The sequence below is a fragment of the Rhizobium leguminosarum genome, assembly GCF_010668065.1.
Lineage (GTDB): Bacteria > Pseudomonadota > Alphaproteobacteria > Rhizobiales > Rhizobiaceae > Rhizobium > Rhizobium leguminosarum_S.
In genome coordinates, this window is sequence record NZ_WUEN01000011.1 from 204,881 (window position 1) to 230,832 (window position 25,952).

25 protein-coding genes are annotated in these 25,952 nt (G+C 61.8%); 8 read left to right on the forward strand and 17 right to left on the reverse strand.

Annotation, left to right across the window (positions count from 1 at the left end; translation table 11 throughout):
• The first annotated feature begins 351 nt into the window (after nt 1-351).
• Nucleotides 352-1,485 (forward strand): iron-containing alcohol dehydrogenase, encoded by a 1,134-nt coding sequence (locus GR198_RS26220; RefSeq protein ID WP_164069766.1) that lies wholly within the window; start codon nt 352-354, stop codon nt 1,483-1,485.
• Between the two features lie 31 nt (nt 1,486-1,516).
• A complete protein-coding gene (pdxA, locus tag GR198_RS26225; protein WP_029875008.1) occupies nt 1,517-2,503 on the forward strand; it encodes a 4-hydroxythreonine-4-phosphate dehydrogenase PdxA in 987 nt (328 codons plus the stop codon).
• Nucleotides 2,504-2,515: 12 nt separating this feature from the next.
• Here pdxA and GR198_RS26230 read toward each other — a convergent pair whose 3' ends face one another.
• Together GR198_RS26230 and GR198_RS26235 are read right to left on the reverse strand one after the other, a co-directional pair.
• Complete coding sequence (locus GR198_RS26230; RefSeq protein WP_164069767.1) at nt 2,516-2,998, reverse strand: RES family NAD+ phosphorylase; 483 nt, start codon at nt 2,996-2,998, stop codon at nt 2,516-2,518.
• Nucleotides 2,995-3,426: an antitoxin Xre-like helix-turn-helix domain-containing protein gene (locus GR198_RS26235; protein WP_003552236.1), complete on the reverse strand. Its 432-nt coding sequence runs from the start codon at nt 3,424-3,426 to the stop codon at nt 2,995-2,997. The genes GR198_RS26230 and GR198_RS26235 overlap by 4 nt, the downstream gene beginning before the upstream one ends.
• 148 nt (nt 3,427-3,574) lie before the next feature.
• On the opposite strand from GR198_RS26235, the gene GR198_RS26240 reads away from it, so the two are divergent.
• Nucleotides 3,575-4,453, forward strand: a complete 879-nt coding sequence (locus tag GR198_RS26240; protein ID WP_029875006.1) for an alanine--tRNA ligase-related protein — start codon at nt 3,575-3,577, stop codon at nt 4,451-4,453.
• Between the two features lie 88 nt (nt 4,454-4,541).
• Here the strand turns inward: GR198_RS26240 and GR198_RS26245 are convergent, their stop codons facing one another.
• From GR198_RS26245 to GR198_RS26265, 5 genes are all read right to left on the reverse strand, one after another.
• Complete coding sequence (locus GR198_RS26245) at nt 4,542-5,312, reverse strand: ABC transporter permease (RefSeq protein WP_029875005.1); 771 nt, start codon at nt 5,310-5,312, stop codon at nt 4,542-4,544.
• Nucleotides 5,309-6,097, reverse strand: a complete 789-nt coding sequence (locus GR198_RS26250; RefSeq protein ID WP_029875004.1) for an ABC transporter ATP-binding protein — start codon at nt 6,095-6,097, stop codon at nt 5,309-5,311. The genes GR198_RS26245 and GR198_RS26250 overlap by 4 nt, the downstream gene beginning before the upstream one ends.
• An 8-nt stretch (nt 6,098-6,105) precedes the next feature.
• The gene (locus GR198_RS26255; RefSeq protein WP_029875003.1) at nt 6,106-7,152 is read right to left on the reverse strand and encodes an ABC transporter substrate-binding protein; all 1,047 of its coding nucleotides are present in this window, start codon (nt 7,150-7,152) and stop codon (nt 6,106-6,108) included.
• Nucleotides 7,153-7,205: 53 nt separating this feature from the next.
• On the reverse strand, nt 7,206-7,643 hold the full coding sequence (locus GR198_RS26260; RefSeq protein WP_011649619.1) for a VOC family protein: 438 nt from the start codon (nt 7,641-7,643) through the stop codon (nt 7,206-7,208).
• 107 nt (nt 7,644-7,750) lie between these two features.
• Nucleotides 7,751-8,614, reverse strand: coding sequence for an AraC family transcriptional regulator (locus GR198_RS26265; protein ID WP_029875002.1), 864 nt, complete (start codon nt 8,612-8,614; stop codon nt 7,751-7,753).
• 418 nt (nt 8,615-9,032) lie between these two features.
• Here GR198_RS26265 and GR198_RS26270 point away from each other — a divergent pair, with 418 nt between their 5' ends.
• The 4 genes from GR198_RS26270 to GR198_RS26285 all read left to right on the forward strand — a co-directional run bounded on the left by GR198_RS26270 (nt 9,033) and on the right by GR198_RS26285 (nt 13,673).
• The gene (locus GR198_RS26270; protein WP_027667038.1) at nt 9,033-10,046 is read left to right on the forward strand and encodes a sugar ABC transporter substrate-binding protein; all 1,014 of its coding nucleotides are present in this window, start codon (nt 9,033-9,035) and stop codon (nt 10,044-10,046) included.
• Nucleotides 10,047-10,110: 64 nt separating this feature from the next.
• Nucleotides 10,111-11,661, forward strand: coding sequence for a sugar ABC transporter ATP-binding protein (locus GR198_RS26275; protein WP_029875001.1), 1,551 nt, complete (start codon nt 10,111-10,113; stop codon nt 11,659-11,661).
• A complete protein-coding gene (locus GR198_RS26280) occupies nt 11,651-12,670 on the forward strand; it encodes an ABC transporter permease (protein WP_164069768.1) in 1,020 nt (339 codons plus the stop codon). The genes GR198_RS26275 and GR198_RS26280 overlap by 11 nt, the downstream gene beginning before the upstream one ends.
• Nucleotide 12,671: 1 nt before the next feature.
• Nucleotides 12,672-13,673, forward strand: a complete 1,002-nt coding sequence (locus GR198_RS26285) for an ABC transporter permease (RefSeq protein WP_029874999.1) — start codon at nt 12,672-12,674, stop codon at nt 13,671-13,673.
• Nucleotides 13,674-13,711: 38 nt separating this feature from the next.
• Here GR198_RS26285 and glpK read toward each other — a convergent pair whose 3' ends face one another.
• The 10 genes from glpK to GR198_RS26335 form a co-directional block, all read right to left on the reverse strand.
• Complete coding sequence (gene glpK / locus GR198_RS26290; protein ID WP_029874998.1) at nt 13,712-15,214, reverse strand: glycerol kinase GlpK; 1,503 nt, start codon at nt 15,212-15,214, stop codon at nt 13,712-13,714.
• A gap of 151 nt (nt 15,215-15,365) precedes the next feature.
• Complete coding sequence (locus GR198_RS26295; RefSeq protein WP_011649612.1) at nt 15,366-17,090, reverse strand: ABC transporter substrate-binding protein; 1,725 nt, start codon at nt 17,088-17,090, stop codon at nt 15,366-15,368.
• Between the two features lie 78 nt (nt 17,091-17,168).
• A complete protein-coding gene (locus GR198_RS26300) occupies nt 17,169-17,450 on the reverse strand; it encodes a DUF2160 domain-containing protein (protein ID WP_164069769.1) in 282 nt (93 codons plus the stop codon).
• 13 nt (nt 17,451-17,463) lie between these two features.
• Nucleotides 17,464-18,285 carry a carbohydrate ABC transporter permease gene (locus GR198_RS26305; RefSeq protein ID WP_029874996.1) on the reverse strand — a complete coding sequence of 274 codons (822 nt, stop codon included), beginning with the start codon at nt 18,283-18,285 and terminating at the stop codon, nt 17,464-17,466.
• 15 nt (nt 18,286-18,300) lie between these two features.
• A complete protein-coding gene (locus GR198_RS26310; protein WP_003549532.1) occupies nt 18,301-19,167 on the reverse strand; it encodes a carbohydrate ABC transporter permease in 867 nt (288 codons plus the stop codon).
• 3 nt (nt 19,168-19,170) lie between these two features.
• Nucleotides 19,171-20,241 (reverse strand): ABC transporter ATP-binding protein, encoded by a 1,071-nt coding sequence (locus GR198_RS26315; RefSeq protein WP_029874995.1) that lies wholly within the window; start codon nt 20,239-20,241, stop codon nt 19,171-19,173.
• A gap of 9 nt (nt 20,242-20,250) precedes the next feature.
• Nucleotides 20,251-21,327: an ABC transporter ATP-binding protein gene (locus GR198_RS26320; protein WP_029874994.1), complete on the reverse strand. Its 1,077-nt coding sequence runs from the start codon at nt 21,325-21,327 to the stop codon at nt 20,251-20,253.
• 41 nt (nt 21,328-21,368) lie between these two features.
• Nucleotides 21,369-22,883 carry a glycerol-3-phosphate dehydrogenase gene (glpD, locus tag GR198_RS26325; RefSeq protein ID WP_029874993.1) on the reverse strand — a complete coding sequence of 505 codons (1,515 nt, stop codon included), beginning with the start codon at nt 22,881-22,883 and terminating at the stop codon, nt 21,369-21,371.
• A gap of 119 nt (nt 22,884-23,002) precedes the next feature.
• The gene (locus GR198_RS26330) at nt 23,003-23,776 is read right to left on the reverse strand and encodes a DeoR/GlpR family DNA-binding transcription regulator (protein ID WP_003549541.1); all 774 of its coding nucleotides are present in this window, start codon (nt 23,774-23,776) and stop codon (nt 23,003-23,005) included.
• A gap of 97 nt (nt 23,777-23,873) precedes the next feature.
• A complete protein-coding gene (locus GR198_RS26335; protein ID WP_164069770.1) occupies nt 23,874-24,791 on the reverse strand; it encodes a DMT family transporter in 918 nt (305 codons plus the stop codon).
• 72 nt (nt 24,792-24,863) lie between these two features.
• Here GR198_RS26335 and GR198_RS26340 point away from each other — a divergent pair, with 72 nt between their 5' ends.
• Nucleotides 24,864-25,793: a LysR substrate-binding domain-containing protein gene (locus tag GR198_RS26340; RefSeq protein WP_029874991.1), complete on the forward strand. Its 930-nt coding sequence runs from the start codon at nt 24,864-24,866 to the stop codon at nt 25,791-25,793.
• The last annotated feature ends 159 nt before the right edge of the window (nt 25,794-25,952 follow it).

Here is a 25,952-nt window from a genome sequence, read left to right on the forward strand (position 1 = left end):
GTAGCCGGAAAATCGTAAACCTGCATCCGACCGCATGCGGAAAGATGCAGAATAACAACGGCTGTGGGTTTACTGACGGGAGAAATTGACAACAGGGTCGGATTATTCGCCGCCGTGGCAAAGATCATGGCTAGCTGTGCCTGAAATGCCGTTTTCATCGATACAGTTCTTATAAAGTGTTGATATTATAATTGATATTTGTGCGTCAACGCCAACTATGAAGCGCGACAGATCGCACATCGAAAGATAAAAAATTCCGCCCTTTGGAATGCTGGCTTGACATTGATCTTACAACTTTACATTAAGGAGGGCGACTATAGTGCCGCAGGATCTTGCAGGGAGGACTGGTTCATGGCCAGCTTGGATTCGCCGATCACGATAGTTCGGCCGCATCTGATCGAATTCGGCGTCGGCACGGCGGGAAAGCTCGGCAAATGGGCGGCTGAAAAGGGCTATCGGCGCACGCTCGTCATCTCCGATGCCTTCAACGCCTCGCGCATCGACGTGCTGGAGCTGAAGGGCGAGGTTACCGTCTTTGCCGAAGTGACGCCTGAACCGGATACGGCCAATCTCGAAAAGGTGCTGGCGGCGGCAAATGCCGCCGATGCCGAGCTGATTGTCGGCTTCGGCGGCGGCAGCGCCATGGATCTGGCAAAACTTGCCGCCGTGCTTGCCGGCTCCGCGCAGACGCTGCAGGAGGTCGTCGGTCCGAACAAGGTGCATGGGCCGCGCAAGGTGGCGCTCGCCCAGGTGCCGACGACATCGGGCACCGGTAGCGAGGCCGGCATTCGCGCGCTGGTCACCGATCCGGCGACGATGGCAAAGCTCGCCGTCGAAAGCCTGCATATGCTGGCCGATATCGCCGTCATCGATCCTGCTTTGACCTTCAGTGTCCCGGCCCGCACGACGGCCGCCACCGGCGTCGATGCGATGGCCCATTGCGTCGAGGCCTTCACCAACCGCAAGGCCCATCCGATGGTCGACATCTATGCGATCGAGGGAACGCGCCTCGTCGGCAAATATCTCGCCCGCGCGGTCAAGGACGGCAATGACGCCGAGGCGCGCGCCGGCCTCTCACTCGCCTCGCTCTACGGCGGCTTTTGCCTCGGCCCGGTCAACACCGCCGGCGGCCATGCGCTCGCCTATCCCCTCGGCACGCGCTGGCATGTCGCCCATGGCGCGGCAAATGCGTTGATTTTTCCGCATGTTCTCGCCTTCAATACACCGTCTGCGCCTGAGAAAACCAAGGCGGTGATGGAAGCGCTTGGGCGTGAAACCTCCGGAAACGTCACCTCCGTCTTCGATGCGGCTTACGCTTTCTGCGCCGAACTCGGTATCGAGATGAAACTTTCCGGCCTCGGCGTGCCGGAAAGCGATCTCGACGCCATGGCCGACGACGCCTTTGCCATTCGCCGTCTGCTCGATAACAATCCGCGAGATCTCTCTCGGGCCGACATTCGCGCGATTTACGCGGCTGCCTTTTAAGCGGTAAGGTTTTTTAGAAGGAATTCGATCGATGGACAGGAATGCGAAAGTCGCGGTAACGCTCGGCGATCCGGCCGGCGTCGGCCCCGAGGTGATCGTCAAGGCGCTCGCAGCCCTTCCGAGGGAGGAGCGCCGCGATTTCGTCATCGTCGGCAATGTTGAAGCGCTGGAGCGCGCCGACCGCGTCACCGGCACCGGACTGCGGTTCGGGCCTGCCGATGCAGCCGGTGACGACAGGATCGCCGTCGACGAAGTCGCGCTCAGCGCAGCCCTACCCGAAATCGGCAAGGTCAGCCCCGTCGCCGGCGATGCCTCGGTGCGCTATATCACCCGCGCCGTCGATCTCGCCATGTCGGGACAAGCCGATGTCATCGTCACCGCGCCGATCAACAAGGAAGCGATGAACCTTGCTGGCCATCACCATGACGGGCACACCGGGCTTCTCGCGCATCTCACCGGCTCGAAGAGTTCCTTCATGCTGCTTGCCTCCGAGCGGCTGAACACCATCCACGTCTCCACCCATATCTCGCTGAAGGGCGCGATCGAGCGCGCCAAGACCGAGCGGGTGCTCGCCACCATCGAAGCCGGCCACAGGCACTTCCTGCGGCTCGGCAAAACGGCGCGCATCGCCGTTGCCGGCCTCAATCCGCATTGCGGCGAAAACGGCCTGTTCGGCACCGAGGACATGGAGTTTCTCGCTCCCGCCGTCGAGCAGGCGCAGGCAAAGGGCATCGACGTCGTCGGCCCGATCTCGGCCGATACGGTTTTTGCCCGCGCCTATAATGGCGCTTTCGATCTCGTCATCGCCCAGTATCACGACCAGGGCCATATCCCGATCAAGCTCGTCGCCTTCGACACGGCGGTCAACGTCTCGCTCGGCCTGCCGATCGACCGCGTCTCGGTCGATCACGGCACCGCCTTCGACATTGCCGGCACCGGCAAGGCCAACCACGTCAACATGCTCTCGGCCATCGCCTATGCCAGGCTGATGGCCCGCTCGCCGCGGCGGGAGGTGTGAACCCCTGCTCTATCATATGCCAAATAAGCGGCGATCCCAGAAGACGGGTTGGTGGAGGCTGGTGGTGATCGACGGGAATTCCGGGTGGGCCGGATTGATCAGCACGTTGCGGTCGACGCGGGCGACGACGCTTGGGACCAGCAGGATGGCGCTGCGTTTTTCCTGGCACCATTTTTCGCCGAAAGCCTTGCTGGCGTTTGCCGGCATGCTGTCCCAGCCGGGCAGCGCGGGCTCGGAGAATATCTCGTAACTTAGCCCCCGCGGTAGGGTGATCGTGACATAGTGCTGATTGGGCGGCAGCCGCCCGCTGCCGTGGACGAGCTTTTCGAGCAGTGCGGTCGAATAGTGCTCGCTCGTATAGATGATCGGGCTGCCCGATGTGTTCCACCGTCCCGGCGCGATGGTCGAGCCGGTGGCATCGAAGATCGGATAGGTTCCATGCGGATCTCCGATGCGAACGGATGTCAGTGTGCGGTCAAGATGCTGTGCGCTCACGCAGCGCTGCCGTATTTCAGGCTTCCGAGAATATCGAGCACGAGCTCGCCGCCGATCTCGCTCTGGATGACCACGTCGATCGGTCGCCTGTCTTCCAGCATTGCATGCGGGCGAAACAGGAAATCGCGGGCCTCGATCTCAGTCTGCCAAACATCGAGCGCCTGGCCCCAGACACGCGCCAGACGGGCAAGCTTTATGCCTTCATCTGAGGAGAGCCGATGCTTGGACTTGCGCCGTTCATAGGTGGCCTTCGGAACCAGCCGGTATTTGAACTGGGCGTCATCAGGCGCCAGAAGCAGCGCCATGCGGTCAAGCGCCTTGACCGGCAATCCTTCCTCGATGCTGGAGAGCAGGCCGAAGGCCGAACGCGATACCGGCTCCCTGGCGGGCAGCCCGAGAACATCGGCGATACCGGCAAATCCCATCATGGCAACGGCTCCTTTTCACTTGAGGCTATATTTAGTCTCAAGTGAGCCTGTTATCAAGTGCATCGTTCCGGTTTTTGATCCTCGCCAGCCAAGCAGCGGATTGCCGCAGGCGCACTAGATCGCTATCTTCCCCGAGGGCACACGAACAATGAAGGAGGTTGCCTATGTCACCGCGGGACGCCTGATCCAGCAATATCAAGACTTCTGCCTTTCCAAGGGCATCGATTTCATACGCATCGAATCCGTACGGCCGCATGATGATACCACGCTCTTCTGCAGCGCTGGAATGCAGCAGTACAAGCCCCTCTTCTCCGATCCCTCCCATAGTGGAACCGTCGCAAACAGCCAGGCTTGCCTGCGCATGGGCGACCTCGACGAGATCGGCGACGGAACTCACCTTCTCCACTTCACCATGATCGGTCTTTTCTCGTTTAGGGAAATGACCGTCGGCAACGCCATCGATTTCTGGCTCGAGTTTCTGGGAACGCTGGGGCTCGTGCTGGATCATGTGACGATCCATCCCGACCGCCTGGTGGAATGGACGCCGCTCTATGGTGGGCGCGTGCCCATCGTGCCGGATCCCGAATGCATATGGAGCGATGGCAGCATCAGCGGATACTGCACCGAGTTCTATAAGGATGGCGTCGAGATCGGAAACATCGTCAATCCGCTCGGAACCTGCATCGATGTCGGTTTTGGTTTGGAACGCCTCGACATGATCGTCAACGGCACGCCGCAAGACGATGCGCTCGGGACACTGTGCGAGACGGTCATGACAATCGTGGAAAGCGGCTACCGGCCGGGCAACAAGGAGCAGGGATACGTCTTGCGAAAACTGCTCCGTCGCATCCACAAGATGGGCGGCACGCTCGATCACCCCTTCTTCGCGGAAGAGGTCGAACGCCAGAAGCGGCTGCGCGCCAAATATCTGCGTCTGCGTGACCGCCATTCCGAGATGAGTCCTGACTGGTGGTTCGACACGCACGGCATCGATCTCTCCGACATCCGTGAGAGCATGGAGGAGTAGCAACGAGCAAGGCCTCCCGCAGAAAACATCGGGAGGCCTTGTCATATCCTGGAAAGCGTCAGCGTTGCGGTGCTCGCATTGAACGCTTTCAGCTCTGCCCCGGCTGCAGCCGGCGGAAAGTCCGCTCGATCTGGGCAATAGCGGCAAAAAAGACGATGCCGGAGAAAGAGGCGAGCACGACGGCGGCAAAAAGCCTTTCCGCCTGATAGTTGAATGTCGACTGGATGATGACAGCGCCCAGCCCCTGGTTCGAGCCGATCCACTCCCCGACGATCGCACCGATCACACAGGTGGTTGCCGAAATGCGCAGCGAAGCAAAGAGCAAGGGGGCGGAGCGTGGGGCGCGCAGGCGCCAGAACGTCTCCCACCCGCTCGCCGAAAGCACATGCATCAGGTCAAGCTCGCTCGCAGTCGCCAGATTGAGGCCCCGGGCGGTATTCACCAGGGTTGGGAAGAAGCAAATGAGAGCAGCGATGATGACCTTTGGCAGCATGCCGAGGCCGAAGATGAGGATGATGATCGGCGCAAGCGCCAGCACCGGGATGGTGTTGAAGAGCAGGACAACGGGAAAATAGGCGGCCTGGAGGCGCGGATTATAGACAAAGGCAATTGCCATGATCACGCCGAGACTGTTGCCCAGGAGGAAGCCGAGGCCCGCCTCACCCCATGTCGGGATCGCATTCGACAGAAGGAAGCGCCATTCCGTTCCGAGCGTGCGCAGGATCGCCAGCGGTGTTGGAACGATATAGGCCGGAATACCGAGCGCCGGCACCAGCCATTGCCAGGCGAAAAGCAGCGAGAGGGCGCCGATAACTGGAAGGCCGATTGCCTCGGTGAGGGATAGCCGACGATGCGTCATGCAGCCGAATTCCCCTCCTGCAGCAATCCGCGCAGACGGGCAGCGGTCTCCTGGACATCGAGGCTCTCGCGCCGACAGAGCCCACGCTCGTCTTTCAGCGGTGCAAGGTCGATCAGCGCCTGGACGCGGCCCGGATTGGCCGCCAGGACCAGCACGCGTCCGCCGAGATAGATCGCCTCGACGACGCTGTGGGTCACGAACAGGATGGTCGTGCCGGTCCGGCGCCAGACGTCCAGAAGCTCGTCGTTCAGTCGTTCGCGGGTGATCTCGTCGAGCGCACCGAAGGGCTCGTCCATGAGCAGGATATTCGGCTCGCATTGAAGCGCGCGCGCTATGGCGACGCGTTGGCGCTGGCCCCCGGACAGTTGATGTGGATAGCGGTCGGCCAAATGCGACAGGCCGACCAGTTCAATCCAATGGTCGGGCCGCGGATCGACCGATCGCGAGACGCTGTTCTTCCCCACCTGCAGCGGCAGCGCGACATTCTCCCTCACAGTCCGCCACGGCAGCAGCGTTGCGTCCTGAAAGACGAAGGCGACCTCGCGCCGCCGGCGCGCCTCCGACGCTGTCCTGCCGAGCACCGACAGCCGCCCGTCAAGCGGCGGGAGAAGATCCGCCACCGCACGCAGCAAGGTCGACTTGCCGCAGCCGGAAGGACCGAGAATGGTCAGAAACTCGCCCCTGCCGACGCTGAGATCGACGCCGGACAGAATGCGGGTCGTCTCGACAGCGCCGGCATAACCGACAGCCAGATCCTTGGTTTCGATGGCCGCTGCTTCAGGCAAATCCGCTCTCACGCAATCTTCGGACGGTCACCCGCCGTCATGTCCAAGATCTTGGTCGTATAGCAGTCCTCCAGCTTCGGCGCGCCGCTCTTGAACTGACCGATCTTGTCGTAGACGGAAATCTGCTCGGCAAGAGCGGCCGGATCGAAGCTGCCCCAGCCATCCTTGCCTGTCGTCGCGTCGAAGCTCAGTGACAATATACGCGGCACCGTCTTCAGCTCCACGGCAAGATCGAGCTGCGGATAGGCCTCCACCGCCAGTTTGACCGCCTCTTCAGGATGTTCATGCGTCCAGGCCCAGCCTTTGGCGACGGCGCGCAGCACCTTTGCCAATGTCTCGGCATGGCCGCTCACGGCATCGTCGGTGGCGAAATAGACGTTGGCATAGGAGGGCAGGCCCGTATCCTTCATCATCAGATCGATGCGGTCGGGGCCGATGATGGAAAGGGCCTGCGTATTGGTGATCCATCCGGTCACTGCATCGACCTGACCGGTCATCAGCGGCGTCATGTCGAAGCCGATATTGGTGATGGTCAGGCTCGAGGGATCGATATTGTTCTTCAGCAAAATGGCATCGAGCACATAACGGGCCGTCGGCTGGATGCCGATGCGCTTTCCGACCATGTCCTTGACGGTGCGGATCGGCGCCTTGGGCAGCGAATAGAAGGCGAAAGGCGCCATGCGGAAACCGCAGGCGAAGATCCGGATCGGCACCCCGGATGACCGGGCAAGAAGAAGCTGTGCCGAATCCGAAAATTGGCCGAGCTGCGCATCACCTGTGATCACGGGCGGCACCGTCGCCGAATTGGGACCGCCAGGGGAAAACTCGACGTCGAGACCCTCGGCCTGGAACAGGCCTTGCTTGACTGCGACGATATCGCCGATCTGTCCGTTGCTCATCAGCCAGTCATATTTGATGACGACCTTGGATGCTGCGGCTTTCGAGTGACGCGGCACGAACACGCTGATGCCTGCCGTCGCTGCAGCAAGGGCAAAGGCTCCGCCCTTCAGGACGGTACGCCTGCCGACCACGATGTGTTTGTCATCCCCGCTCATTTTGCTTGCCTTTCCCCTTGTTGGATTGTTGTACGACCGGCCGATTGCGCTCGCTATTGCGGGTCGATGTCGCCGGTCGGGCCGCCTGCGGACCACGCATAAATCTCCCAGAGATTGTCGTCAGGATCGGCGAAATAGACGCATCGCGCGTTCCAGACATAGTCCTGCGGCGGCGCGTGGAAGAGCACGCCCGCAGCTTTCAGCTCCGCATAGGCAGCATCGACCTGCTCTGGCGAGGCGAGCTCGATGGCCGCGCAGGCCTTGTGCGCACCTGGAGGGGCACGGCGGCTTGAGACACCGGTATTCTCGGCAATATGCTCGATCTCCCAGAGCGCCAGCGTCACGCCCGCCCCTTTGAAATCGGCAAAGCCGGGAGCCCGGCGGCGAGGTTTGAAGCCAAGACGCTCGACATAGAAAGCCGATGCTTTGTCGATATCCTCGACCAGGAAGCAAATGTCGGTAATCGGATTGGTTTGGGCAAAAGCGGTCATATGGGCCTCCTGATGGGAAAAGCCTCGCAGACCGCAGCCTCAAGAGATTTCAAATTCGTGCGGTTGTCTTTCGCAAAGCTGCTGATCTGTCATCGGCAAGAGCCTGCTCAAAGACGGACCGAACGCTGGTATTCCTTCGGGGTCGCCCCCACTAGACGGCGAAAGACGCTGGAGAAATGCGCCTGGCTGGAAAAGCCTGTGGCATAAGCGATGTTTGCGAGCGTCTCCTTGCCATCGGCGAGGTAAAGTCGCGCCCGCTCGATCCTGCGTTCGAGAACGAAGCGATGCGGCGCCAAGCCGGCCGCCCGTTTGAATTCCCGGCTGAAGTGAAAGGGGCTCATATGGGCCACCCCGGCCAGCTCCTCGACACTCAGATCGGATTTGCCAAGCAGGTTCTCGATGTAATCGATCACACGCCGGAGATTGTCCGATGTCAGCGGACGATCGCCGGCTTCAGGTTTGGCGCCCAGCAGTTTTACGACGCAGCAGGCGAGCGCCATCCCCAGATGCTGCATCAAAAGCAGGTCGTCGCACCCGGTCTTCTCGGCGGCAAATGCGAGGGAGAGCGCGACCTGCAGCGTTGTCGGATCAGTCGTCGCGCTGAGCGCGTCACTATCCCAATGCTCGGGATCGAAGCGAGAGCCGCCGATGCCGCTGTAAAGCGCAGGTGACTGGAAGATCGAGATATAATCCGCCGCATCGCCATCGACTTCAAGGACGGTGGCGGCCGGTTGAAATCCGAGGGTGAACGGCGGCCTCTCAACTTTGCGGAATGCCCCGCTTCCAAGCCGATAGGCATATTTGCCGTGCGCCGTGCGGTTGATCGAAATTCTATGAAGGGAGCCCCTCGAAACCATTTGCCCCGCGGCGCTGCGATAGGTCTCGACGATCATGTCGCGTTGAACAAAGGCCTTGTAGCCTCCGAGGGATGGTCGGCTTATTGAGAAAATCTGCGGGTCGATGTCGGGCATTGTTTCATTCTCCCTGGCAGGAGAGAGGCAAGTTGCGCGCCAAGTGGAGCGAAGCTTCGCGCTAGATATCAACCTCGCAGCATAAAACCCGACGGTGCCCATGAAATCGTGATTTTACGCCTGCTGTCGCGCCACACGGCACCGCGGCCCAGCAGGAGTTCGCCTTCGGCAAATTTGGTCGCATGCGCAAGAATTATGCAGTGCATGTTCTTCTTGATCGGTGAATGCAGACTCATCTGACCGCTCTGAAAATCGCCAGGCCTCCGAAATCATTCCCGGTCGCGGGAAACCGCGGCCAGGGATGAGCTTTCGTTCCGTCCACTCTTTCCCCCGGAGATCGTTCTTTTGGAAATTCGTTCCTATCCATCTGCATTAATCCATTTAATCTATAGACATAATTAATTGGAGAGAAATTGCGATGAGTATCGAAAAGTCCGAAAACGGTCTCGGAAGACGAGATCTGCTGAAACTGTCTGCCGCGGCCGGGGTCGCCGTCGCCGGTGCTTCGCTCATCGGGCAGAAGCCGGCTTTTGCCGCCGGCGAAGAACTGTCGCTGAAAGGCAAGCGCATCGCCATCAGCGCAACCGGCACCGATCACTTCTTCGATCTGCAGGCCTATAATGCCCAGATCGAAGAGGTAAAACGCCTCGGCGGCGAGCCGATCGCTGTCGATGCCGGACGCAACGACGGCAAGCTGGTCTCGCAGCTGCAGACGCTGATTGCCCAGAAGCCGGATGCGATCGTTCAAATCCTCGGCACGCTCAGCGTCATCGATCCCTGGCTGAAGAAGGCGCGCGATGCCGGGATCCCGGTTCTGACCGTCGACGTCGGCTCGACCAATTCGATCAACAACACCACGTCCGATAACTGGGGCATCGGCAAGGATCTGGCGCTGCAGCTCGTCTCCGATATCGGCGGCGAAGGCAATATCGTCGTCTTCAACGGCTTCTACGGCGTAACCCCCTGCGCGATCCGCTACGACCAGCTGGTCAATGTCGTCAAATATTTCCCGAAGGTCAAAATCCTCCAGCCGGAACTGCGCGACGTCATCCCGAATACCGTGCAGGACGCCTTCACGCAGATTACGGCGATCCTCAACAAATATCCGGAAAAGGGTTCGATCAAGGCGATCTGGTCGGCCTGGGACATTCCGCAGCTTGGCGCGACCCAGGCCCTGGCAGCCGCCGGACGGACCGAGATCCGCACCTACGGTGTCGACGGCAGCCCGGAAGTGCTGCAGCTTATCGCCGATCCGAATTCGCCGGCCGGCGCCGATGTCGCCCAGCAGCCGGCGGAAATTGGCCGCACCGCCATCCGCAACGTCGCCAAGCTGCTCGCCGGCCAGACCCTGCCGCGCGAAACCTATGTTCCGGCACTGCTCGCCAACAAGACCAATGTCGGCGAAGTCACCAAGAAACTCGGCATCGGCTGACACTGAATACGAGCGATCCGGCCATGCCGGATCGCTCGGAATCTCTGTGCCTGGAGAAATCGATATGACGGCCATTTCGTTGAAGCAGCCGGTGACGGCACGCGACGACATCATTCGCTTTGAAGGCATCGTCAAGCATTTCGGCGGCGCGCAGGCGCTTGCCGGTGCGTCGCTGATCGTCAGGCGCGGCACCATCCACGGTCTCGTCGGTCAGAACGGCGCCGGCAAGTCGACGCTGATCAAGCTGCTTGCCGGTCTTCACCAGCCGGATGGCGGCCGGATCGAGATCGAAGGGCAAACATTCGACAGGCTGACACCGCATCTTGCCGAAGAGCTCGGTATCCACTTCATTCACCAAGATCGGCTGCTGGTGCCGACCTTCACCGTCGGCGAAGCCCTGTTCCTCGGCCGGGAACCACGCATCGCGGGCACGCCGTTCCTCGACCGGCGACTGATGCAGCGCCGCGCATCTGACATTCTCAACGACTATTTCGGTATCCGGCTGCCGAACGCCGCCTTGATCGGCGAATTGTCGACTGCCGAAAAGCAGATCGTGCAAATCACCCGCGCCCTCCTCAATCAGCCGAAGGTGCTCGTCTTCGACGAGCCGACGGCCGCATTGGTGCGCCGCGAGGCCGATATCCTCTTCCGGTTGATCCGCCGTCTGCGCAACGAAGGCGTCACCATCATCTATATCTCGCATTACCTGAACGAAATCGAAGAGCTCTGCGACCACGTCACCGTGCTGCGCAATGGGCTCGACGTCGCCTCCCTGCCGATCGGGGAGACTTCGGCCGGTGCAATTGCGCGGCTGATGGTCGAACGTGATATCAAGGAGATGTTTCCAAAGCCGCAAGTGACGCCGGGCGAAGAAATCCTCAAGGTCGAGCAGCTGTCGGCGCCGGGGAAATATAGCGACGTGAGTTTCACACTTCGCCGCGGCGAGGTGCTGGGCCTCACCGGCCTGCTCGGCTCCGGCGCAAAGGAACTGGTCCGCACTCTCTTCGGTCTGGAGACCCCGGCTTCCGGCCATATCGAGATCAGCGGCAAGGCTGCCCGTTTCAGCAATCCCACCCAGGCGACCGGTCGCGAGATCGCGCTGGTGCCGGAAGATCGGCGTCGCCACGGCGTCGCGCTCGACCTCAGCGTTGCGGAAAATATCAGTCTTTCGAGCCTTGGCCGCTTCACCCGTTTCGGCTTTCTCGATCGCAGACGCGAACAGAGAGAAGTGGACGCCCTGATTACGCGGCTGCAGGTGAAGACCAATGGGCGCAATGCCCTGCTGCGCACGCTTTCGGGCGGCAACCAGCAGAAGATCGCCATCGCCAAGTGGCTGAGCCGCCGCTCCGAGGTCTATCTCCTCGACGAGCCGACGGTTGGAGTCGATATCGGCTCCAAGGTCGAGATCTATACGCTGATCGGCGAACTCGCGTCGCGCGGCGCCGGCGTCATCGTGCTGTCTTCGGATCTGCCCGAACTGATCGGCATCACCGATCGCATCCTGGTGCTCTTCCGCGGCCGCGTCGTGCGGGAATTCATCTCGTCGGAGACCACGGCGGATGCCGTGCTCGCTCAATCGACCGGATCATCCGAGGGACAACGCCATGTCGGCTGAAGTAGAATTCGCGCCTTCCGGTTTTTCCGCTGCGGAGCCGCCTCCCCGGCCGGCCGGCAATATTGCGGCTGCGGCATTGCGCTTCGGATCGCTGATCGCTTTCGCCGCCATCCTGATCATCTTCTCGCTGTCCGCACCCTATTTCCTCAGCATCGGCAATATCGGCAATGTGCTTGGTCAATCGGCCATCTCAGGCGTGCTTGCCATCGGTCTAACGATCGTGCTGATCGCCGGCGGCTCCAATGTCGTCACCGGCGGCATCGACCTGTCGCTCGCGGCCAATATGGGCCTCAGCGCCGCCGTCTATGCGAGCCTGACACAGCTCGGCTACGGCGATGCGATGGCGATCGCGGCGGCGATCCTCACCGGCGCCCTGATCGGCACGGTCAATGCCATTGCCGTCGTCTATGCCGGCATCGTGCCGCTGCTGGCTACGCTGGCCGTCATGAACGTCGTCGCCGGCCTGGAATTGGTGCTGACCGGCAATACCGTCCTGCCGGCCTCGACGCCATTCCTGTCGGCGCTTTCGGCCTCGGATGTTTTCGGCATACCGGTTCTTGCCTATGTGCTCCTTGGCTTCACGGCCATCACCACGGCGATCGTGCAATATACCCCGCTCGGCCTGCGTCTCTATGCCGTCGGTGAGTTTCCGGATGCGGCGCGTGCCGCCGGTCTGCCGCTTCGCCGGCTGCTTGCCGGCGCCTTCGTCGCCAGCGGCGTCTCCGGTGGCATCGCTGGTATCCTGTCGGTTTCCTATCTGAGCGGCAGCACGACCGGCGCCGGCGAGATGCTGTTGCCCGTCGTCGTGACGGCCCTGCTCGGCTCGGTCTTTTCGCGCCGGCTGGTTCCGACGATCACCGGGACGCTGCTTTCGGCCCTTTTGGTCGGCTTCCTGGTCAACGGCTTCCAGCTGCTGAACATTTCGAGCACGCTGGTCAGCGGCGTCCAGGGTGTGCTCATTCTCATCGTCGTTTCCGCGACCACGCTGCTGCGCCGGCAGGAGGCCTGACATGTCGCTCCAGACCCCCACCCCCGCCGCCATCAGCTTGCCGCGTCTTATCACCGGCGGCCTGGTGCGTTATGGGCTGATCCTCGCCCTTGTTGCGGTGTTCGCCGCCTTTTCCGTGGCAACGCCGACATTCCTGACGCCTGCCAATCTGCAGAGCATCCTGGTCAATAATTTCACGCTGCTTGCCATCGTCTCCGTCGCCATGACCTTCGCCGTCGCGTCGGGCGGCATCGATCTTTCGGTGGGAACGGCGATGGATTTCGCCAGCTTTGCCTTCGTCTCGCTCGTCCTCGCAGGGCAGCCGGTGGCAGTCGCCGCACTCGCGGGACTGGCCGCCGGGGCGTTCGTCGGCGCCTTCAACGCGCTCTTGATTTCAGGGATCGGCGTGTCGCCGTTCCTCGCCACGCTCGGCACGCTGTTCATCGGCCGCAGCGTTCAGCAACTGCTGACCAATGGCGGCAATCCGGTCTATCTGCCGCCGAACGGCGTGCCGGAAGCCTTCCGTTTCCTCGGCCACGGCACGGTCGCCGGCTTTCCGGTGCCGCTTGCCGCTGCCATAGTCGTCATCGCCGCTGCTGCCGTTGTTTTTGCCCGCACGCGTTTCGGCCGCGTCATCCTGTCGATCGGCATCCAACCGGGCGTCGTGCGCTATTCCGGCATCGCCGCGCCGGCCCATGTCGCGGTGACTTTCATCCTGGTCGGGTTGATCGCGGCAATCGCTGGCCTGATCCTGACCGCAACCGTCACCACCTACATCCCCTCCTCGGGCAATGCCTTCCTGCTGAATGCGATTGGCGCGACCTTCATCGGCACCACGCTCAGCCCGCTCGGGCGGCCGAATGTCAGCGGAACCGTTCTCGGCGCGCTGCTGCTCAGCATCGTCGCCAATGGCTTGCTGCTGACCGATCTGAACTTCTACTGGCAGCAGGTCGGCACGGGAACGCTGATCTTCGCCGTGCTCGCCCTGAGCTTCATCAACAGAAAGGCCGCCGGCGCCGCTTAAGAGAAGTCGCCACTACAGTGGTATCCTCGGAAGCGGTTCTATCCCGCTGAGGCGTCCGAAATCATTCTTGAGACGGCATTCTTCCAGCCGATGATCTTGCCCTGCCGCTCGGTCTCATCCATCGAAGGGCTGAAGCGGCGGTCGCAGGCCCAGGCCTGCGCAAAATCCCGCTTGCCGGGCCAGATGCCGGCTTTCGAGCCGGCAAGCCAGGCTGCGCCCAGCGCCGTCGTCTCGCGGATCGCCGAGCGATCGACAGGGTTTCCGGTCATGTCGGCCAGGCACTGCATTGTCCAATCCGAATCCGCCATGCCGCCATCGACGCGCAACACGGTTTCCAGCTGGTTGGCGCCCCAGTCCTTCTTCATCGCCACCAGCAGGTCGAGCGTCTGGTAGGCGACGGATTCAAGCACGGCGCGGGCAAATTCCGCCGGCCCGCTGTTTCGCGTCAGACCGAAGATCGCGCCGCGCGCCGCCGGATCCCAGTAGGGCGCACCGAGGCCGGTGAAGGCCGGAACGATATAGACCTGCTGTCCGGGATCGGCTTTGGCGGCAAGCACTCCTGCCTCGGATGCCTGGCCGATGATGCCGAGGCCGTCGCGCAGCCATTGCACGGCAGCGCCGGCGATGAAGATCGAGCCTTCGAGCGCATAGGTCGTCTCGCCGTCGAGCCGGCAGGCGATCGTCGTCAGCATGCGGTTAGAGGAGGAAACACGATCCCGGCCGGTGTTCAACAGAGCAAAGCAGCCGGTGCCGTAGGTGGACTTCATCATGCCGGGCTCGAAGCAGGCATTGCCCATCGCCGCTGCCTGCTGGTCGCCGGCGACCCCGAGGATCGGAAGTTCCGCGCCGAACAGCGTCTTGTCGACGCGGCCGAAATCATCGGCGCATTCCCTGACGTCAGGAAGAATGGCAGCCGGAATGCGGAGAATGCCGAGAAGCTCCTCGTCCCAGGCACCGTCGCCGATATTATAGAGCAGCGTTCTCGATGCATTGGTCGCATCGGTGGCATGCACGCGTCCATCAGTCAGATTGTAGATCAGCCAGCTGTCGATCGTGCCGAAGCAGACATCGCCGGCCTCGGCCTTCTCACGCAGGCCATCGACATTGTCGAGCAGCCAGCGCAGCTTCGTTCCGGAGAAATAGGGGTCGAGCAGCAGCCCCGTCTTGGCGCTGAACAGTTTCTCGTAGCCGTCTGCCTTCAGGCTTTCGCACATTTCTGCAGTGCGCCTGTCTTGCCAGACGATTGCGCGGTGAAGCGGCTTTCCCGACCCGCGGTCCCAGACGACCGCCGTCTCGCGCTGGTTGGTGATGCCGATCGCGGTGATATCGGCGGCGTCAATACCGGCGTCAGCGATCGCCTTGCGCACTGTGTCGACGACGGATCGCCAGATTTCGGCGGCGTCGTGCTCGACCCATCCGGGCTGCGGATAATATTGGGTGATCTCCGCCTGCGCCGAGCCGGCCATTTTCATGTCGCCATCGAAGATGATGGCGCGCGACGATGTCGTGCCCTGGTCGATTGAAAGAACATAGCCGCTCATATCCGTCTCCGGCTCGCACGAAACCGCTCCGCCTGCAGAGGACAGCAGGACGCGGACGGTTCATGAGAGAAAGATTGTGGGTGCCACCGGCTTTGCTGCCGGTGGCAGGAAGTGATGGCCGGAAGCCTCGTCGCCTCCGGCCGGGTCCGCCTTACTTCTTCTGCCAGCTCTTGACGAGTTCGTCGTAGTTGACAGTGACCGGCTTGTCCTTCTCGTTCTCGATCTTCAGCTGCGGGGCAAGGTTGCCGTTCTTCACCGCATCCGCGTTCCAATAGGCGAGATCATGCTCCTCGGCGAGTTTCGGGCCGATGTCGCCCTGGACCTTGGCGCGTTCCAGGCGCTGCAGCACCTTTTCCTGCTCGGAGCAAAGCGAGTCCATCGCTTCCTGTGCCGTCTTGGCGCCGGAAGAAGCGTCACCAATCGCCTGCCACCAAAGCTGAGCGAGCTTCGGATAGTCAGGAACGTTCGTACCGGTCGGCGACCACTGCAGGCGGGCCGGCGAACGATAGAATTCGATCAGGCCGCCGAGTTTCGGCGCACGATCGGTGAAGGACTTGTGATCCAGCGTCGACTGGCGAATGAAGGTCAGACCCATATGGCTCTTCTTCACGTCGACAGTCTTCGAGGTGACGAACTGGGCATAGAGCCAGGCCGCCTTGGCGCGGTCGTCAGGCGTGGACTTCATCAGCGTCCACGAACCGGCGTCCTGATAGCCGAGCTTCATGCCGTCCTTCCAGTAGACGCCATGCGGGCTCGGTGCGAAACGCCATTTCGGCGTGCCGTCCGCATTGACGACCGGCAGGCCTTCCTTGACGAAGTCGGCGGTGAAGGCCGTGTAGGTGAACATCTGCTGGGCGACTTCGCCCTGCGACGGGACCGGGCCGGATTCGGAGAAAGTCATGCCCTGGGCGGCAGCCGGTGCATAGGCCTTCATCCAGTCCAGATATTTCTGGATGGAATAGACCGCAGCAGGGCCGTTGGTATCGCCGCCGCGCGCGACGCAGGAGCCGACCGGACGGGAGTTCTCGTCGACCTTGATGCCCCATTCATCGACAGGCTTGCCGTTCGGGATGCCCTTGTCGCCGTTGCCGGCCATCGACAGCCAGGCATCGGTGAAGCGCCATCCGAGCGATGGGTCCTTCTTGCCGTAGTCCATATGACCGAAGACCTTCTTGCCGTCGATCTCGCGGCCGGTGAAGAACTCGGCAATATCCTCATAGGCCGACCAGTTGACCGGCACGCCGAGATCGTAGCCGTACTTCGCCTTGAAGTCCGCCTTGTTCTTCTCGTCGTTGAACCAGTCGTAACGGAACCAGTAGAGGTTCGCGAACTGTTGGTCAGGCAGCTGGTAGAGCTTTCCGTCAGGCGCCGTAGTGAAGGACTTGCCGATGAAGTCGTCGATGTCGAGGCCGGGATTGGTGACATCCTTGCCTTCGTTGGCCATCCAGTCGGTCAGCGAGCGGGCCTGCTGATAGCGCCAATGGGTGCCGATCAGGTCGCTATCGTTGATATAGGCGTCATAGATGTTTTCGCCGGACTGCATCTGCGTCTGCAGCTTCTCGACCACGTCGCCTTCGCCGATGAGGTCGTGAGTGATTTTGATGCCGGTGATCGCCGTGAAGGCGGGCGCCAGCACCTTCGATTCGTATTCATGGGTCGTGATCGTTTCGGACACGACCTTGATGTCCATGCCGGCGAAAGGCTTCGCAGCATCAACGAACCACTGCATTTCCTTTTCCTGGTCGGCGCGCGGAAGCGTCGAGAGGTCGCCGACTTCCTTGTCGAGGAACGTCTTGGCCTCGTCCATGCCGGCATAGGCCGAAGCTGTCATTGCCAGCAGCAAGCCTGCTGTCGTCGTCAATAAGTGCCTTCGCATAATATCCTCCCAAGGGTTTGCGATTGCAGTTACGTCTCAGGCGGCCAGTACCCCCGGCCATCTGTCTTCTCCTTGCCGTCACACGTAGCGGAAGACGCCGATGGCGTAGACCACGGAGATGGCAAGAGCCCACCACAGGTTGGGCCCACCGAGCCCAAGCCATGCAAGATGAATGAAAGCGCTACCCAGCAGCGAAATGAAGAGCCGGTCGCCGCGCGTCGTCTCGAAACGCAGCACGCCCGTGCGCGGCGAGCCGCCCGGCGAAAAAAATTCCCAGACACTCATGGCGATCAGAAGCGCCAGGATCGTCAGGAAGAACAGCGTCGTCGGCAGCGTCCAGGCCATCCAGGAAAAATTCATGACCGTCTCCTCCTCAAACGCGCCCGAGCGCGAAGCCCTTGGCGATGTAGTTGCGGACGAAATAGATGACGAGTGCGCCCGGAATGATGGTGAGCACGCCGGCAGCCGCCAGCACGCCCCAGTCCATGCCCGAGGCGGAGACCGTTCGCGTCATGATCGCCGAGATCGGCTTTGCCGCCGTCGTCGTCAGCGTGCGGGCCAGCAGCAGCTCGACCCACGAAAACATGAAGCAGAAGAAGCCCGCGACACCGACGCCGCTGGCAATCAGCGGAATGAAGATCTTGATGAAGAAACGCGGGAAGGAATAACCGTCGATATAGGCGGTTTCGTCGATTTCCTTCGGCACACCGGACATGAAGCCTTCGAGGATCCAGACGGCGAGCGGCACGTTGAACAGGCAGTGGGCAAGCGCCACGGCGATATGCGTGTCGATCAGGCCGAAGGCCGAATAGAGCTGGAAGAACGGCAGCGCGAAGACCGCCGGCGGCGCCATCCGGTTGGTCAGCAGCCAGAAGAACAGGTGCTTATCGCCGAGGAAGCGGTAGCGCGAGAAGGCGTAGGCTGCCGGCAGCGCCGCAGCCACCGAGATTACCGTGTTCATCACCACATAGATGATCGAGTTGATATAGCCATTATACCAGGACGGATCGGTGAAGATGACCGTGTAGTTGCGCAGCGTCGGGTTCGTCGGCCAGAGCGAGAAGGCGCCGGTGATCTCGGAATTTTCCTTGAAGCTCATATTGATGAGCCAGTAGATCGGCAGGATCAGGAAGACGATATAGATCGTCGGAACGAGCCAGGAAAGGCTGCCTGCAGGCTTGTATTTGTTGCTCATATCTCGCCCTCCCTTTCAGCTCGCGTCGTCGCTGCTGGTCATCACGGTGTAGAACACCCATGAGAGCAGCAGGATGATGAGGAAGTAGATGATCGACATTGCCGCCGCCGGGCCGAGATCGAACTGGCCGACCGCCATCTTCACGAGGTCGATGGAGAGGAAGGTCGTTGAGTTGCCGGGGCCGCCGCCGGTGACGACGAAGGGTTCGGTATAGATCATGAAGCTATCCATGAAGCGCAGCAGCACTGCGATCAGAAGCACCCGCTTCATCTTCGGCAGCTGGATGTAGCGGAAGACGGACCAGCGCGAGGCACCGTCGATCTTGGCGGCCTGATAATAGGCGTCGGGGATCGAGACGAGGCCGGCATAGCAGAGCAGCACGACGAGGCTCGTCCAATGCCAGACGTCCATGACGATGACGGTCACCCAGGCATCGATCGGATCGCGGACATAATTGTAGTCGAGGCCAATCGCTTCGAGCGTGTGGCCGAGCAGGCCGATATCGACGCGTCCGAAGACTTGCCAGATGGTGCCGACGACGTTCCACGGAATGAGCAGCGGCAGCGCCATCAACACCAGGCAGACGGGAACGCCCGGTCCTGATTTCGGCATGTTGAGGGCGATGAAGATGCCGAGCGGAATCTCCAGCGCCAGGATGATGAAGGAGAACAGCAGATTGCGCTGTAGCGATTCCCAGAAGCGGTCGGAATGCAGGGTCTGGACGAACCAGTCGGTACCTGCCCAGAAGAACTCGTTGTTGCCGAACGTATCCTGCACCGAATAGTTGACGACGGTCATCAGCGGGATGACGGCCGAAAACGCCACGAGCAGCAGCACCGGCAGGACCAGAAACCAGGCTTTGTTATTCCACGTCTTCTGCATGGCTCAGGCCTCCCTGCCGACACGCCAACTGTCGGCGTAGATGCTGATGGCGGACGGATCGAAGGTGACGCAGGCGTCCGCGGGAATGTCGGCGTCTTCAGGCACGACGATGGCGATCGGCTGGCCGGCAAAGCGGGCGCGCACGATCTTCTGCCGGCCGATATCTTCGACCTTGCTGATCGTGACCGGCATGCCCTCCCGTCCGAGGCGAATGAATTCGGGACGGATTCCGAGCTCGGTTTTGGCCGTGCCTGCCGTCTTCGGCGCGTAATCCAGCGTCAGGGTTTCGTCTCCAACCGCCACAGTGCTGCCCTCGATCCTGGCCGGCATGAAATTCATGCCCGGCGAACCGATGAAATAGCCGACGAAGGTATGGCTCGGCCGCTCGAAAAGCTCGGCCGGCGTGCCGATCTGGACGATCTGGCCGTCATACATGACGACGACCTTCTCGGCGAAGGTCAACGCCTCGGTCTGGTCGTGGGTGACATAGACCATGGTGAAGCCGAACTGCTTGTGCAGCCGCTTCAGCTGCGAACGCAGCACCCATTTCATATGCGGATCGATGACGGTCAGCGGCTCGTCGAACAGGATGGCGTTGACGTCGTTGCGCACCAGTCCGCGGCCGAGCGAGATCTTCTGCTTCTGGTCGGCGGTCAGGCCCTGCGCCTTGCGCCTGGCCCAGCCGGCGAGATCGATCATTTCGAGGATATCGCGGACGCGCCGATCGACATCCGCCTCGGCCACGCCGCGGTTGCGCAGCGGAAAGGCGAGATTGTCGTAAACGGTCATCGTGTCGTAGATGACGGGAAACTGGAACACCTGGGCGATGTTGCGGCTCTGCGTCGAAAGGTTCGTGACATCGTTGCCGTCGAACAGGATGCGGCCATGCGAGGGCTGCAGCAGGCCGGAGATGATGTTGAGCAGCGTGGTCTTGCCGCAGCCGGAGGGGCCGAGCAGCGCATAGGCGCCGCCATCGTTCCATTCGTGGTCGACTTCCTTCAGCGAATAGTCCTTGTCGGACTTCGGATTGGCGCCGTAGGCGTGGCGGATATGGTCGAGCGTGATGCGTGCCATTGTGCTCTCCTATACCTTTCCGGCCGCGGCGATGGCGCGGCCGTCGCTGCCGAAGGCCATCAGGTGGCGGGTGTCGAGAAAGGCTTCGACCTCCATGTCGGGATCGATGTCGTGAATGCCATGCGCCAGCATCACCCAGCGCACACCGTCATATTCCAGGTGAACGAAGCTCTCCGAGCCGGTGATCTCGGATACCAGCGTGCGCGCCTGCAGGCGGGCCGCATCGCCGGTCTGCGGCGCAAGGCCGAGATGATGCGGGTGAAAGGCGATACTGACGGGACCATCCGGCACGACGGCCAGATGCGAGGGAACCGAGATCGTGACCCCGCTCGGACGCGTGAAGACATTGCCTGACTTCGTGACGTCGAGGGTGTTCAGCGGCGGATCGGCAAAAATGCCGGCGGTAGCGAGATTGACGGGTCGGCGATAGACCTCGATCGTCGGCCCGAACTGGGTCACCCTGCCCTGGTTCAGGGTTGCCGTGTTGCCGCCAAGCAGAAGCGCCTCGGAAGGCTCGGTCGTCGCATAGACGAAGATCGCGCCGGATTGGGCAAAGATCTTCGGCAGTTCCTCGCGCAGTTCCTCGCGCAGCTTGTAATCGAGATTGGCGAGCGGCTCGTCCATCAGCACGAGACTGGCATTCTTGACGAGCGCGCGCGCAAGCGCCGTGCGCTGCTGCTGGCCGCCGGACAGATTGAGCGGGGTGCGATCGAGATAGGGCGTGAGCTTCAGCAGCTCGGCCGCCTTGCGCACCTCACGGTCGATCGTGGCGGCATCCTTGCCCGATATGCGCATCGGCGAGGCGATGTTGTCGTAGACGGTCAGCGCCGGATAGTTGATGAACTGCTGGTAGACCATGGCAACGTTGCGCTTCTGCACCGGCATGCCGGTGACGTCAGTGCCGTCGAAATGGATCGAGCCACCGGTCGGCCGGTCAAGCCCCGCCATCAGCCGCATTAGTGACGTTTTACCCGCGAGCGTCGGCCCGAGCAGGACGTTCAGCGTGCCTCGCTCGAGAACCAGATCGGTCGGATAGATATGATAGTCCGCGCCCACCATCTTGGCGGCGTTTCGCAGTTCCAGCATTCCGATTCCCGTGCCTCCACGCATCGGGGACCACATGGTTCCTACCCGGCCATCGCCGGCATGGCAGCCATGTACTCCTCCAGTGACTGGGCCTGCTCCTTCGAAAGGCGCAGACCATCCTTTGTTCTCCTCCACAGCACGTCTTCGGCGTGCCGGGCCCATTCCTGTTCGACGAGGTAGGTAACCTCTGCCTCGTAGAGATCGCCGCCGAACAGCCGTCCGAGATCGTCGATGCCGCTGGCATCGCCAAGCAGCGCCTCGGCCCTGGTGCCATAGCGGCGCACCAGCCGGCGGGCATGCCGATCGGCGAGGAACGAATAACGCCGCTTCAGCTTGGCGACCTCCGCCTCGTAACCCTTGACCGCGAAGTCGCCACCCGGCAGATGGCTTTTGGCCGTCCACGGGGCGCCTTTGGCGCCGATCGCAGCGCCGATCTTCTCCAGCGCATGTTCGGAAAGCCGGCGATAGGTGGTGAGCTTGCCGCCGAAGACGTTGAGCAGCGGCGCCGCGGCACCTTCGCCTTCCAGCTTCAGCACATAGTCGCGCGTCGCCTCCTGCGCCTTCGAGGCGCCGTCATCATAAAGTGGCCTGACCGCAGAATAGGTCCAGACGATATCCTCCGGCCTGACCGGCTCCTTGAAATATTCCGACGCCGCATTGCAAAGGTAGACGGTCTCCTCCTCGGAGATCCGGACATCCCGGGGATCGGCGGTGTAGTCGCGATCCGTGGTGCCGATCAGGGTGAAGTCGCCCTCGTAGGGGATGGCGAAGATGATCCGGTTGTCGGGGTTCTGGAAGAAATAGGCTCTCACATCGTCGAACTTCTTCTTCACGACGATATGGCTGCCCTGGACGAGGCGGACATGGTGGGCTTCGTTCTGGCCGAAGGCGGAACGAATGACATGGTCGACCCAGGGACCGGCGGCATTGACCAGCATCCGAGCCTGATGGCTGTCATTGCGACCGGTGATGGTATCGGTGGTCTCGATATGCCATAGGCCATTCTCGCGCTTTGCCGACACCACCTTGGTGCGCGGCATGATCAGCGCCCCCTTGTCGGCGGCATCGCGGGCGTTCAACACCACCATGCGGGCATCGTCGACCCAGCCGTCGGAATATTCGAAAGCCTTGGAAAACAGCGCCTTCAGCGGCTTGCCGGCCGGATCGCGGCGCATGTCGAGAACGGATGTCGGCGGTAGCAGCTTGCGGCCGCCAAGATGGTCGTAGAGGAAGAGGCCGAGCCGGATCAGCCAGGCTGGACGGATGCCGCCCTTGTGGTAGGGCAATACGAAACGCAGCGGCCAGATGATGTGCGGCGCCATCGCCCAGAGGATCTCGCGCTCCATCAGCGATTCCCGCACCAGGCGGAATTCATAATGCTCGAGGTAACGCAGGCCGCCATGGATCAGCTTGGTGGCGCCCGACGAGGTACCCGAGGCGAAATCGTTCATCTCCGCCAGCGCCACCGAATAACCGCGCCCGACGGCATCGCGCGCAATGCCGCAGCCGTTGATGCCGCCACCGATGACGAATATGTCGTGAATATTTCGGCCCAATTCCCCCTCCGAGCCCGCCGTCGATTTCGCATCGCACAAAACTTGCGCAATTGCGAAAGTAACAACAGTTAAAACGAAAGGAATACGAATGTCAAACGAATGTTTGCGAGGGTCGTTGTCTAGCGAAATCTGCCGTTCGTTTCGATCAGTTTCACATTGTTTTCGAGGCAGAGATTGCGGATCGACGGCACCGGACAGTGATCGGTGATGAAGGTATGAACCTGGGAAAGCTGGCCGATCCTGACCGGTGCGGTGCGTTCGAACTTCGTCGAATCGGCAACGAGAATGACATGTCTGGCATTGGCGATGATGGCCTGGGCGACCTTCACTTCGCGAAAATCATAGTCGAGAAGCGCGCCGTCGATATCGATCGCCGACGCGCCGATCACGGCGTAATCGACCTTGAACTGGCGGATGAAATCGACGGCCGCCTCGCCGACGATCCCGCCATCCGAACCGCGCACAACCCCGCCGGCAATGACGACTTCGATCGCCGGGAAAAGACGCAACCTATTGGCAACATTGATATTGTTGGTGATCACCATCAGCTCGTGATGGTCGGCGAGCGCCTCGCCCACCGCCTCGGTCGTCGTTCCGATATTGATGAAGAGCGAGGCCCCGCTCGGGATCAGCTCGACCGCGGCAATGCCGATCGCCTGCTTCTCGGAAGCGGCGATCTGGCGGCGCGCTTCGTATTTGACGTTCTCCGTCCCGCTCGGGAATGTGGCGCCGCCATGGATGCGCGTCAGCACCTGCGCATCGCAGAGATCGTTCAGGTCCTTGCGGATCGTCTGCGGCGTCACCGAAAAGCGGGAGGCGAGCTCCTCGACCAGCACCCTGCCGCTCGATTTCGCAATCGCCACGATTTCAGTTTGCCGGTCGGTCAAGAACATGAGCGTGCGCCTTTCGATCTGCTTTCGTTTTAAAGAAAGCGAACGGCGGCGCAATGCCTAACTGTTACCAGGCCGCCTTCACGGCCTGAATTCGACGCTACCGCTTCCGCATCACGTTGACGACGAGCACGCCGAGGATTGCCATGACGCCACCGACCGCGCCGAGCACCGTCGGCGTTTCGCCCAGCCAGACGAACCCGATCAGCGTGGCGACCGGAGGAACGCCGTAGAGGAAATTCGAGGCACGGGCGGCCGTCAGCCGCTTCAGGGCGATTGCCCAGGTAAGGTAGCCGATCGCGGTCGGGAAGATAACGAGATAGGCAACGCCCCAGTTGACCTCCGCCGGTGCGGCGGCCAGCGCCTGAATCGTCGCCGGGACGGCCGGAAGCAGTGGCACGGAACCGATGAGCAGTATCCAGGCAGTGACGGCAAGCGCCGGCAGCCGCCCGAGCAGCGGCTTCTGCAGCACGCTGGCGATCGCCGAGCAGAGCGCTGCGCCAAGGATGAGGACGGCATTCGGATCGAGCTTGAAGCCGCTGTCGGAGGCGACCGCAATCAGCGCCACGCCGCCGAAGGAAACCGCGGTGCCCGCCCAGCCCCAGCGGCCGAAGCGCTCGCCAAGCGCGAATGTGGCTATGAGGGCGGTGAAGACGGGCATGGTGTTGATGATGAAGCTCGCCGGCCCTGCCGCAACGGTCTGCTCGCCGGTGTTCAGCAGAACCGCATAGGCGGCGATGAAGAGCACGGCGGCAACGGAGAGGCGGAAAAAATCGCGTTTTTCCGGCATCGGCCGATAGATGACGAGATAGACGAGGGCGATGACGCCGGCTGCCACATAGCGCGCCGTCGCCAGTTCGATCGGCGTCAGCGGTCCGAGACAGATGCGGATCACCACGAAGGAGGAAGCCCAGGAGAGGATGGTGACGACGATCGCCGCAAAGGCCACCAAATCGAACCCGCCTTGCTGTTTCGTCGAAGCCGATACACTTGCCGCCATGCTCATTTTCGCCTCCATATGTTCCTGCGACAGTGATTAGGCCTTCGATGCGTGCTTGAAAAGCATCGCAATCGATGATCAAATGTGCGTATGGTTCACAGCTCGCTAGTGCTTCCGCCGCTCGATACGCTCGAGACCTTTGCCCGCGCCGCCCGGCTCGGATCGTTTTCGGCTGCAGCCGAGGAAAGCGGCATCACCCACGGCGCAGTGTCGCGCCAGGTCTCGCGCCTGGAGCGCTGGATGGGCGTTCGCCTGTTTGCGCGCGAAGCCCGAGGCGTGCGCCTGACGCCGGAAGGCATGCGGTTTTTCGCCCGGGCGGAAGAAGCACTTACGCTGCTCGGCAATAGCGGCGAACGCTGGCTGCCTCGCCGCAACAAGGCGGTGGTGCGCCTTTCGGTGACGCCCTCTGTCGCCTCTCTATGGCTGTTTCAACGCCTGCCGAAGCTCGAAGGAAACGAGCTGCATGTCGAGCTGACGCTCGAACACCGGCTGGCGGATTTCGGCGAAGGCACGGATCTTGCCATTCGCTGCGGCAAGGGACCATGGGCCGGCGTGCGCGCCCTGCCGCTCTGGCAGGAGAAATCGTTTCCGATCGCCGCCCCGGCGCTGGCGGACCGGCTCGGGCAGCGCTCCGATGCCTCGGCGCTGCTCGATCTGCCGATCCTGCACGATTCGAATATTGAAGGCTGGCGGCGCTGGCTCTCTCGTGAGGGCGTCGACTATATACCGCGCGGCCATGATCGGCGCTTCGAGGACTATAATCTGGTGATCGATGCCTGCGCGCAGGGCCTCGGGATCGCGCTCGCGCGGCCGCCGCTGTCGGATGCCGCGCTGGCCACCGGGCGCGTCGTCACTGTCTCCGAGCGGACGCTCGATTACCATGTGGCCTTTCACCTGATTAGACCGGACGAGGCCCTTAGAAGCCCGGCCATCGAATTCGCCAGCCGCTTCCTGCGCGAGGCCGGCCATGACGAGGCGACGATCGCCGCGTTCACCGCGCCAGGCCGGGCCAAAACGTAGGCGGATCGGACGGCCGGCGCTAGATCGAGCCAGTTGATCATAGAGCAGACAAACGACGACATTACCGCTGCGCGGGCCAGGGGGAAAGAAACCGCGGCGCCAGCCACTCGATGGCAAGAAAGTCGAGGCCGCTCAACTGTTTATCGCGAATGCACCAGC